Origin of the sequence: Psychrobacter sp. 16-MNA-CIBAN-0192 (genome assembly GCF_040309565.1) — a bacterium.
Classification (GTDB): domain Bacteria; phylum Pseudomonadota; class Gammaproteobacteria; order Pseudomonadales; family Moraxellaceae; genus Psychrobacter.
Genome location: NZ_JBEOOX010000183.1, coordinates 1 through 278 on the forward strand (window position 1 = coordinate 1; position 278 = coordinate 278).

The 278-nt window shown below is 38.1% G+C and carries 1 protein-coding gene; it reads right to left on the minus strand.

Features of this window, described 5'->3' with window-relative positions; genetic code table 11:
- A partial coding sequence (locus AAEY78_RS12840; RefSeq protein ID WP_352339709.1) for a hypothetical protein occupies nucleotides 1-278 on the minus strand: 278 nt, incomplete at both ends.

Here is a 278-nt window from a genome sequence, read left to right on the forward strand (position 1 = left end):
GTTAGTAGCAGGTAGATTTCTCAGTGCATTTAGTCTGTCGTTCAACACCAATAAATTATTTCTATCAAACGAAGAGGCATCGAGCTCTTGGTAAGTAGTAATTGCCTCATCGGTGGCGTCTATTAAGTTGCTATTCCATGCAAAACTAAAGTACCACGAAACTGAAAAACCTAATAAAGCAACACACGCAGCTGAAATACTTGCAACGCGAAGCCATTTATTTTGCTTATCATGATGTTTGTTAGTGCTTGCTAAGTTTTGCTCAGGAAAAATAACAC